Annotated in this window: 9 protein-coding genes; 5 read left to right on the forward strand and 4 right to left on the reverse strand. The window is 66.2% G+C overall.

Annotation, left to right across the window (positions count from 1 at the left end; all coding sequences use genetic code 11):
* Positions 1–84: 84 nt before the first annotated feature.
* The 3 genes from GXP34_08990 to GXP34_09000 are packed head-to-tail and all read right to left on the reverse strand — an operon-like array spanning position 85 to position 2,063.
* Positions 85–807 (reverse strand): AMP nucleosidase, encoded by a 723-nt coding sequence (locus GXP34_08990; protein ID NOY56109.1) that lies wholly within the window; start codon positions 805–807, stop codon positions 85–87.
* A gap of 58 nt (positions 808–865) precedes the next feature.
* Positions 866–1,138 (reverse strand): GlsB/YeaQ/YmgE family stress response membrane protein, encoded by a 273-nt coding sequence (locus GXP34_08995; GenBank protein ID NOY56110.1) that lies wholly within the window; start codon positions 1,136–1,138, stop codon positions 866–868.
* Between the two features lie 40 nt (positions 1,139–1,178).
* Entirely contained in the window at positions 1,179–2,063 is an 885-nt protein-coding gene (locus tag GXP34_09000; GenBank protein NOY56111.1) for a sigma-70 family RNA polymerase sigma factor, read from the reverse strand.
* 156 nt (positions 2,064–2,219) lie between these two features.
* Here GXP34_09000 and GXP34_09005 point away from each other — a divergent pair, with 156 nt between their 5' ends.
* From GXP34_09005 to GXP34_09025, 5 genes are all read left to right on the forward strand, one after another.
* Positions 2,220–3,719 carry a hypothetical protein gene (locus tag GXP34_09005; protein NOY56112.1) on the forward strand — a complete coding sequence of 500 codons (1,500 nt, stop codon included), beginning with the start codon at positions 2,220–2,222 and terminating at the stop codon, positions 3,717–3,719.
* A 376-nt stretch (positions 3,720–4,095) separates the two neighbouring features.
* Entirely contained in the window at positions 4,096–6,582 is a 2,487-nt protein-coding gene (locus GXP34_09010; GenBank protein ID NOY56113.1) for a heavy metal translocating P-type ATPase, read from the forward strand.
* Positions 6,582–6,953, forward strand: coding sequence for a cupredoxin domain-containing protein (locus tag GXP34_09015; GenBank protein NOY56114.1), 372 nt, complete (start codon positions 6,582–6,584; stop codon positions 6,951–6,953). Before GXP34_09010 ends, GXP34_09015 begins: the two co-directional genes overlap by 1 nt.
* The gene (locus GXP34_09020) at positions 6,950–7,150 is read left to right on the forward strand and encodes a hypothetical protein (protein NOY56115.1); all 201 of its coding nucleotides are present in this window, start codon (positions 6,950–6,952) and stop codon (positions 7,148–7,150) included. The genes GXP34_09015 and GXP34_09020 overlap by 4 nt, the downstream gene beginning before the upstream one ends.
* Positions 7,151–7,229: 79 nt before the next feature.
* Positions 7,230–7,775: a signal peptidase II gene (locus GXP34_09025; GenBank protein ID NOY56116.1), complete on the forward strand. Its 546-nt coding sequence runs from the start codon at positions 7,230–7,232 to the stop codon at positions 7,773–7,775.
* A gap of 123 nt (positions 7,776–7,898) precedes the next feature.
* Here the strand turns inward: GXP34_09025 and GXP34_09030 are convergent, their stop codons facing one another.
* Positions 7,899–9,605, reverse strand: coding sequence for an AarF/ABC1/UbiB kinase family protein (locus tag GXP34_09030; GenBank protein ID NOY56117.1), 1,707 nt, complete (start codon positions 9,603–9,605; stop codon positions 7,899–7,901).
* Positions 9,606–9,809 lie beyond the last annotated feature (204 nt).

Raw genomic sequence — 9,809 nt, forward strand, 5'->3', positions numbered from 1 at the left:
ATCGCCTCGAAGACTCGGCACTTCCCCCTGAGGGGGAAGAAAAGAGTGACGCCACCTCTTGCTTCCCCTGGCGGGGAAGGAAGATCAGAAGGTGAAATGCTTGATCGGCTCGCCCTTCACGGCGATCTCGGTCATGGCTTCGATCCCCAGGCTCAGGTGGGTATCCGTCCAGTTGCGGGTGACTTCCTGGTCGCTCTCTTCGGTCTTGACGCCCTCGGGGGTGGTCGGAACATCGGATACGAGCAGCAGGGCGCCACGGGCGATCTGATTGGCGTGGCCGACGATGAACAGGGTCGCGGTCTCCATGTCGATGGCGAGTGCCGTCAACTCGTGGAGGCGGGTCAGGAACTTGTCGTCGTGCTCCCAGACCCGGCGGTTGGTCGTGTACACGACGCCGGTGCGGTACTCGTAGCCGTGTTCGGCGAGCTTGTCGGAGACGAACTTGTGCAGCTTGAACGAAGGGAGCGCCGGAACCTCGGGTGGGAAGTAGTCGTTGGACGTGCCTTCGCCCCTGATCGCTGCGATCGGGAGGATGAAATGTCCGATCTCGGTCGAGTGTTTGAGGCCGCCACACTTGCCGAGGAACAGAACACCTTTCGGATGGGCTGCGATGAGCAGATCCATGATCGTGGCGGCGTTCGCCGTGCCGATGCCAAAGTTGACGATGGTGAGGCCGTCGTGGTTGGTGGCGGCCTGCATCGCGTGGTCCGTTCCCCTGACGGTGCACCCGAACCGATCGGCGAATCGCTCGACGTAGGTGCGGAAGTTCGTCAGCAGGACGTAGTCGCCGAATCCGTCGAGTGGCATCCCGGTGTAGCGCGGCAGCCAGCTCCTGGCGATGCTCAGCTTGTCGAGCGACCCCACGTCACTTCTTTCCCGACAGCAGGTTGAGGATGGCGACGAAGAGCGCGGCGCCGATGACCGCCCAGATCACCGGAAGGCCACCTGCGGTCGGTCCGAGGGGCAGCCCCAGTCTCGAGGCGAGCCAGCCACCCAGCAGGGCCCCTATGAATCCGAGAACGATCGAGGTCAGGCATCCCATCCCGCGACGGCCGGCCAGTCGTGCGCCGAAGGCACCGGCGATCGATGCGATGAAGAGTGCCCAGAGCAGGTTGAACGGGAAGATCAGGCCGAGCATGAGCGCATTGTATCGAAAACACGCGCTGCGGCACCCCGGATCAGAGCAGAGCCGCCAGGTCGAGATCGCAGGAAGGGTGGCGCAGCTTCGACAGCGCTCTCGCCTCGATCTGGCGGATCCGTTCCCGGGTGAGGTTCAAGAGCTTGCCGACATCGGACAAGGTGCGGGGGATGCCGTCGTCGAGTCCGTAGCGCAGGATCAGCACTTGGCGTTCGTGCTCGTCGAGGATGCGCAGGGCGTCACGCAGGTGAAGTCTTCGCATGACACCCACGGCGTAGCCGAACGGGTCCGGGGCGGTGCCGTCCACGACAAAGTCGCGCAGTTCCGCGTCACCGTCGTCACCGACCGGCCGATCCAGGGAAACGGTGTCGCCGGGGGCGGCTGCGGCGGCGGCGACACGGTCCAGTTCCAGGCCGCTCGCCTGCGCGATCTCGTCGGGGGTGGGGTGCCGGTGCAGGATCTCGGTGAGGGTCTGCTCGGTTTCTTGGACGGTGCGCACGACGTCGACCATGTGGACGGGGAGTCGGATCGTTCGGGCCTGATTGCCGAGCCCCCGGGTGATCGCCTGGCGGATCCACCACGTGGCATAGGTGGAGAACTTGAAGCCCTTGCGCCAGTCGAACTTCTCGACCGCCCTGATGAGGCCCAGATTCCCTTCCTGGATCAGGTCGAGGAGATCCAGTCCTCTTCCCGCGTACCGTTTGGCGATGGAGATGACCAGACGGAGATTGCAGCGGATGAACGTCATCTTGGCTTCGGCGCCCTCGTGGACGAGGCGATACAGGTGGGCGCGTTCCTCGGGTGTCAGCGGCTCGTCGTCGTCGAGGCGATGCTGGGCCTTGCGGCCCGCTTCCATCGTGCGTGAGAGGCGCACCTCGTCTTCTGCAGTGAGCAGATCGTGAGACGAGACTTCTTCCAGATACATCCCGACCGTGTCGTAGATCGGCACAGACAATCGTCGTGTCTTCGCCACAGCTTCTGGTCCCCCTGACGTCTCCAGAACAAGACAAAGGTACCACGAGGCGCCGACACGCTCAATTGGAACTGCCGCTGGAAGTTCAGACCGGTGTACCCTTCCTGCGTGCCGGGTTCATCTTCTCGTTTCTGGGTGCTTGTCTTCGCTCTTGCCATCGTTGTGGCAGGGTGCGCGTCCGTCGTGACGGTCGGCAGGAAGGTGTTCTCCAAACCAAAGCCGGTACCGGTCTCCGTTCTGGTTCTCGACACCGCAGGGAGCAGGATCTTCCGGGCGGATATCACCATCGCCGGGGAGTCTGTCGTGAACGGTGAGGAGTTCGGAGTGCTCCCGAACGACTTCCCGGTGGCGGTCACCGTCTCGGCCGAGGGATACCGTCCGGCGTCGCTGAGCGTGCCGGAACCTCCCGAAGCGCCCGTTCAGGTGCGGCTCGCACCTGTTGTGCTCGAGGGTCGCATCACCACGGAGTCGGGCGATGTGCTCTCGGACGCCACCGTTCGCCTGGGCGATCTCGGTGTGACGACCGGGGCCGACGGTGCGTTCGAGCTGCAGCCCGCCGTACCGGGGACGGTGACGGTCGAACGGCCGGCGTGGATGCCTGCCGAAGTCGAGTGGGATGGCACGGAGGCACCGCTCGAGATCACCCTCGAGCCTCGGGTCGTGCGTGCCACCCACGCGGTCATGTGGCTGCCAGGACGGGACCTGTGGGAACCGTTCCTCGACCTTGCGAGCCGGACCGAGATCAACGCGGTGGTCCTCGATATCAAGGATGAGTCGGGGTCGATCGCCCATCGATCCGAGGTTCCCCTCGCCCTCGACGTCGGTGCGGTGATCGGCTCGTACGCGTTGGATGACGCCGTCGGCGCCATCCACGAACGGGGCCTGTACGCGATCGGCAGGGTCGTCTCCTTCGAGGATCCGATCGTTGCGAAAGAGCGCACCGACCTCGCGATCCGGCGGGGATCGAAGCCGTACCGGCAGGGCGGCCAGGCGTTCCTCGATCCGACCGATCCCGAAGCCCGCCGCTACAACATCGACATCGCGGTCGAGGCCTGCAAGGCGGGTATCGACGAGATTCAGTTCGACTATGTGCGATTCCCGACAGGGATGACGGCCAAGATGTCACTCGACGGGGATGGTGTGTACGTCGGATCGAAAGGGCAAGCGGCGCGTCTCGCAGCGATCGGCGGTTTCCTTGCCGAAGCCAGGGAGGCTCTTCACCCGCTCGGCTGTGCCGTGTCTGCCGATGTCTTCGCCATCGTGCTGTCGACACAGAACGATCAGGGGATCGGTCAGCGTCCCGAGGAGATCGGGGCGGAGGTGGACGCTCTCTCGCCGATGATCTACCCGGATCACTACAGCGACGGATGGATCGGCTACGACAAGCCCGCGGATCATCCGTTCGAGGTGGTCGACAAGGCGCTGGCCGACGGGACTCCGCGTATCGGACCGACCACGATCATGCGTCCATGGATCGCCGATTTCAACTATGGAGCCAAGAGCGTCCGGGCAGAAATCGATGCGGTGGAGGGCTACGGCCTCGGATGGATGCTGTGGAACGCCGGCTCCCGGCACACCGAAGGAGCGCTGCTCCCCGCCGAGAAGTAGCCACGGCCACCTCTCTTTCCTTCCCCCTCAGGGGGAAGTGCCGAGTCTTCGAGGCGATGGGGGTGTTCCCGCGGCCTCAGGGGGAAGTGGGCTCGGCGAGGGACGAGCCGAGGTCGATGGGGGTGTCCCCGCGTGGCGGCGGTGCAAGCGGCTCTACCCCATCCCTTCGCTCGGGTACTTCCCCTGCTAGGGGAAGGAAGAGATGGGGGTGTTCTCGAGCCGGCTGGGCCGGAGTCCTGGAGGGGAAAGAAGACACGACCGCAAAGAGCCGCTTGACTTTCCAGCCGACTGGAAGGTGTACCGTCGACTCGTCGAGAACGAGACGGAACCGTCCGACCGTGAGGCGAGCGGGGCCCGTCCGACGAGAAAGGACATGATGATGAGAGATCCGGTATGTGGGATGCACGTGAGCGCAGGTTCGCTCACCGTGGACGGCCATGCGGATGTCGCGTTCTGCTCCGAGCATTGCCGGAGCGCGTTCGCTGCCGATCCTGAGCGCTACGTCGGGGTCGGCAACGGCGAGGATGACGACGAGGAGGAAGACGAGCCCGCCGGCCATGGGCACGAGCCCGCCGGCCATGGGCACGAGCCCGGCGGGCACGAGTCTGCCGCTCGAGAAACGGTCCACTTGGCGATCGGCGGGATGACGTGTGCGTCATGCGTCGCGACGATCGAGCAGGCCCTGAGTTCGACGCCGGGTGTCATCGATGCCCGGGTGAACTTCGCCACCGAGGAGGCGACCGTCGACGTGGAGGCGGTCCCGGTCGGCGTGCTCACCGCCGTGGTGGCCGACGCCGGCTACTCGGCGAGGCCCGTCACAGACGATGACGACCCGGACGCGGAAACCGAGGCGAGAGAGCGCCTGTATCGATCTCTGCTCCGGAAGTTCTGGTTCGCGGCGATCGTCGCCCTGCCGGTCATGTACTTCTCGTATCCGGAGCTGTTCCCAGGTATCCCGGCGAAAGGCTCGGCGGCGCTGAACGTCATCTGGGGTGCGATGGCACTCGTGACGATACCGGTGCTGCTGTGGGCCGGCTCGCAGTTCTTCACCGGGGCGTGGGCGGCCCTCAAGCACCGCTCGGCGAACATGTACACGCTCATCGCCACCGGCATCTCTGCCGCATGGCTCTATTCGACGGCGGCGCTGCTCTTTCCGGGGCTCTTCCCCGAGGAGCGGCTTCGTGACGTGTTCTTCGACGTCACCGCCGTGGTCACCGCCCTGGTGGTCTTGGGGATGGCACTCGAGATTCGGGCTCGCGCCAAGACGTCGGAGGCGCTGAAGAAACTGATCGGCATGCAGGCGAAGACCGCCCGGGTACTCCGTGGGGGCGAAGAGATCGATATCCCGATCGAGGATGTCGTTGTCGGCGACACGATCGTGGTTCGGCCCGGGGAGAAGATCCCCGTCGACGGCCAGGTACTCGGCGGCGCATCCGTCGTCGACGAGTCGATGGTCACCGGCGAACCGATCCCGGTCGAGAAGACACGAGGTGACCCGGTGATCGGGGCCACCATCAACAAGACCGGCAGCTTCCGGTTCGAGGCCACCCGCGTGGGCAAGGACACGATGCTGTCCCAGATCATCCAGATGGTCCGCGACGCCCAGGGTTCGAAGGCGCCGATCCAGCGCACCGTGGACAAGGTGGCGAGCTACTTCGTTCCCGCTGTGATGATCGTCGCCGTGCTGACCTTCATGGTCTGGTACACGTTCGGTCCGTCTCCGGCGCTGCTGTACGCCGTGATCACCACCGTGACCGTGCTGGTCATCGCGTGCCCCTGCGCCTTGGGCCTGGCGACCCCGACGTCGTTGATGGTCGGGATCGGCAAGGGCGCCGAGAACGGCATCCTGATCAAGTCCGGCGACGCGTTGGAAACCGCACACCGGATCACGACCGTGGTGCTCGACAAGACCGGGACCGTGACGCGCGGCGAGCCGTCGCTCACCGATGTGATCATCCTCGGATCGGTCGACGAGGACACCCTGCTGGCGCTGGCCGCTTCGGCGGAACGAGCGTCGGAGCATCCTCTCGGTGAGGCGATCGTCGCCGGCGCCCGGAGCCGGCAACTCGCCCTCGACGACCCCGACACGTTCCTGGCGACACCCGGTCACGGCATCGCCGCGACCGTCGACGGGCGCCGTGTCATCCTCGGCAACCTCAAGTTCATGGCCGATCAGGGCGTGGGAGCCGGAGCCGCCGAGGCCGTCCTGGAACGTCTCGCCGACGAAGGCAAGACCGCCATGGTGGTCGGTGTCGACGGTGAGCTCGCCGGGATCGTCGCGGTGGCCGACACCATCAAGGACGACTCGGTCGCCGCGATCCGCCGGATGCACCGGCTTGGCCTCGAGGTGGTGATGTTGACCGGCGACAACGTGCGCACGGCCAAGGCCATCGGCGCCGTGGTGGGGATCGATCGGATCCTTGCCGAGGTCCTCCCGGAGGACAAGGCCCACGAGGTCGCCAAGTTGCAGGCCGAAGGCAAGGTCGTCGCGATGGTCGGCGACGGGATCAACGACGCACCCGCGCTCGCCCAGGCGGATGTGGGCCTGGCGATGGGGACCGGCACCGACGTCGCCATGGAGTCCGGCGATATCACCCTCGTGAAGGGAAGCCTGACCGGGGTGGTGACCGCCATCGAGCTGTCGCAGGCGACGATGCGCAACATCCACCAGAACCTGGTCGGAGCGTTCGCGTACAACTCGCTTGGGATACCGATCGCCGCCGGAGTGTTCTTTCCCTTCTTCGGGCTGCTGCTGAGCCCGCTGCTCGCCGGGGCCGCCATGGCGTTCTCGTCGGTGACGGTGGTCTCCAACGCCAACCGGCTGCGCCGCTGGCGGCCCTCTCTCGCAAAGGAGACAGTGTGATGGATATCGTCATCGTCGACCTGGCCGGACTCGGCCTCATCGGACTGATCGTCTGGTACTTCTGGCTCTCGTCCAGCTCGGGCACGGCCGCCGCGGTGACGACCGGTGGCGTGCAGGAGACCAGAGTGGTCGTCAAGGGCGGCTACTCGCCCGACACGATCCGGGTTCGGGCCGGCCGCCCGGTCAGGCTCGTCTTCGACCGTCGCGAGGCCGACCCTTGCTCGGAGCGTGTCGTCTTCGACGCGTTCGGCCTGTCCGCCGACCTGCCGACGGGCACCGAGGTGCCGGTCGAGTTCACGCCCGCCGAACCCGGTGAATACGACTTCGCCTGCCAGATGGGCATGCTGCGGGGAAAGGTCATCGCAACATGAGAGCCACGGAATCGAATCCACGCTCCACGTCCGGGTGGGAGATGGCCTGCGCCTGGTGCCCTCCGGAGGACTCACCGTTCCTCGGCGGAACGCCCGAGCGGCGCGGCGATGCAGACACGTTCGTGAGTGCCACCGCCGAAGGTTCCATCACAGGGACCCGTCGACGATGGCGGATCATCCGGTGGCCGTATTCGTGACGTGCCGGTCACCCTTGGCGGCGTCGCGGCGCACACCGATGCCGGATCGGCCCGGCTTCCACGGCGCGGAGAGACGCTGATGTCCACCGAAGCGCCTGGCCGCGCGGTTCCCGACCGTGGCGCCAAGCCACGCTCGGGGGACAGGTGGCGCGCCGGGCTCGCGGCCTTGGCGGTCGCTGCGGGCGCGTTGGCGATCGACCAGGCGACCAAGGCCGTCGCAGAGGTGGCCCTGGCATCGGGACCCGTCCACGTGGGGATCCTTCACCTTCGTCTGGTCGCGAATCGGGGGATCCTCCTGGGACTGATCGTGCTACCGATCTGGCTGCTCACGCTGGTTGTGTTGACGGTCGTCGCCGCGGCGCTGCGAGCCGTCTGGCGCGGAGGCATCTACCAGTCGATGGTGTATGCCCTGCTGAGCGGCGGGGCGATGGGGAACCTGCTCGATCGGTACCTCCACCGGACGGCGTTTCCGCCGCATGCGGTCGTGGACTGGTTGTCGTTCGGTGGGATGACGTTCAACCTGGCAGATGTGTTCGTCGTCGCCGCTGCCGTGCTGCTGCTGCTCGGTCAGGAGTCTGGTGAGCAGGTCGAGGCGGGCGGCGCCGGCGTTCCCCCTGGTGGCTGAGCGCCAGCGGAACGGTCATGGGCCACCGATCCCACCCGCTCTTGGTCCGATGAGGACCATACGGCGGTTGCCGGCGGGTGTGGGCTGCATCCCAGGCGGCGGACGTGCGGCGCCGGCAGGTGCTCAGCGGTTGCGTGTCCACCACATGCGAGCGCCGAGCCCGGCGAGAAAGACTCCGCCGGCGGTGAGGAGGACCCGCAGGAATACGAGCCGGCTCGATCCCGTCTGGGCCACCTCGGCGGCGAGCACGTAGACACCGACGGCGACGAGAAACACGGTGACGGCGACTCCCAGCGTCAACCGGTCGACGGAACGGTGGAGCCTCTTCGTCTCCATCTCCAGGCGGAGGTTGCGAGTCGCGAATTCGAGGTCGCCGGTTTCGAGCCGCTGGACGAGCCTGTTCACTCGGTGGGGGAGACCCTCGAGGAGCCTGACCGTGTCGAGCGCCTCCCGCCCGACGCGCCGCCCCACGTTCGTCGGCAGGACCCGCTCTTTGAGGAGTGCCGCCACTTCGGGCTCGAGGGCTTGAAAGAACAGGAACTCGGGGTCGACGAGCACGGCGGCGCTTTCGAGCATCGCGACCACTTTGAACAAGAGAGCGAGGTTGGGCGGGAATCGGAGCTGATGCCGATAGGCGATCCGCATCAGCTCACCGACCATGTCGCCGGCGGCGAGGTCGTCGACGGACTTGTCTCCGAGCCGATAGAAGAGGTGGTCGAAGTCCTGAGCCACGCTCTGTCGTTGGGCCTCGGGTTCGGTGGCGCCCAGGGCCCAGAGGGCGTCGAGGATCCCCTCGGTGTCTCTCGAGCTCATCGCATAGGCGAGGTCGAGGAAGTGCTCGCGCTGGCGTTCGGTGAGCGTGCCGACCATGCCGAAGTCGAGGAGCCCGATCCTGCGGTCCTCCACGACGATGAAGTTGCCGGGATGCGGATCCGCATGGAAGAAGCCCTCTCGGAAGATCTGGGTGAAGGCGATGTGCAGCGCCACGCTCGCGAGGCGATGACGATCATCGGGTGTCAGGCGGGTGTCGAGGGCGGCGTCGGCGAAGTCGGTGCCTCGGATCTCGTCCATGACGAGTACTCGCGGTGTCGAGTAGTCCCAATAGATCGTCGGGATGAACACGTCGGGGTCGTCCCGATGGATGCTCTTGATACGGTCTGCGTTGTAGCCCTCGTTGGTGTAGTCGAGTTCGTTTCGCAGTGTGAAGGCGAACTCCTCGAAGAGGCCCGCAATGTCATAGAACGTCGCCGGAGAGTCCCGGGAGGTGCGGCGACGGATCCAGCTTCGCAGGATGGCGAGGTCCATCTCGATCGTTGTGCGCACCCCCGGCTTTTGGATCTTGACGACGACGGCTTCGCCGCTGTGCAGTGTTGCCCGGTAGACCTGCGCGATCGAGGCGGATCCGATGGGCTCGGTGTCGAACGTTGCGAACACGTCGCCGTAGGGCATCGGGAGCTCGGCGTCGAGAACCTCGACCATCTCGGAGAACGCAATCGGCGGTACGGCGCTGCGGAGTCGGGCGAGCTCCGAGGCGTACTCCGGCCCGATCAGATCGCCTCGCGTGCTGAGGATCTGCGCGAGCTTGATGAAGGTCGGACCAAGGTCCTCGAACGCCATGCGGAGATGCTCAGGACCCGAATAGGGCTCGGCACGACGCGGGTGGCTCAACAGCCCCCACTGGAACGGCAGCAACGATCCCATCCCGGTCCGCACGAGCGTCAAGCCGAGACCGTGGCGTACCAGAGCACCGACGATCTGGCGCTCTCGCCGCCACCGCCGGCGCCGGCTCCACGACTCGTCGCGCCGCCATCGTACGTTCAGAAGCGGCATCCCTCCCTGTGTCCTTCCGGTCGGCGCCCGGTCATCATAGTGGTGCGCCATTCTGTGCCCTGGAGGCCACCAGGCCGACGGTTTTCTCTCCCTGGAGGCCGCCCCAGGGCCGGAAGGGGTCCTGGGGGAGGTGGCCGCTCTCCCCGCTTCGCCGTACTCCCCCCTGCGGTCGCTTCGCTCCCTGACAAAGACCCCCCTACGCCG

This window comes from Actinomycetota bacterium (genome assembly GCA_013152275.1).
In the GTDB taxonomy this organism is placed as follows: Bacteria; Actinomycetota; Acidimicrobiia; order Spongiisociales; family UBA4744; genus BMS3Bbin01.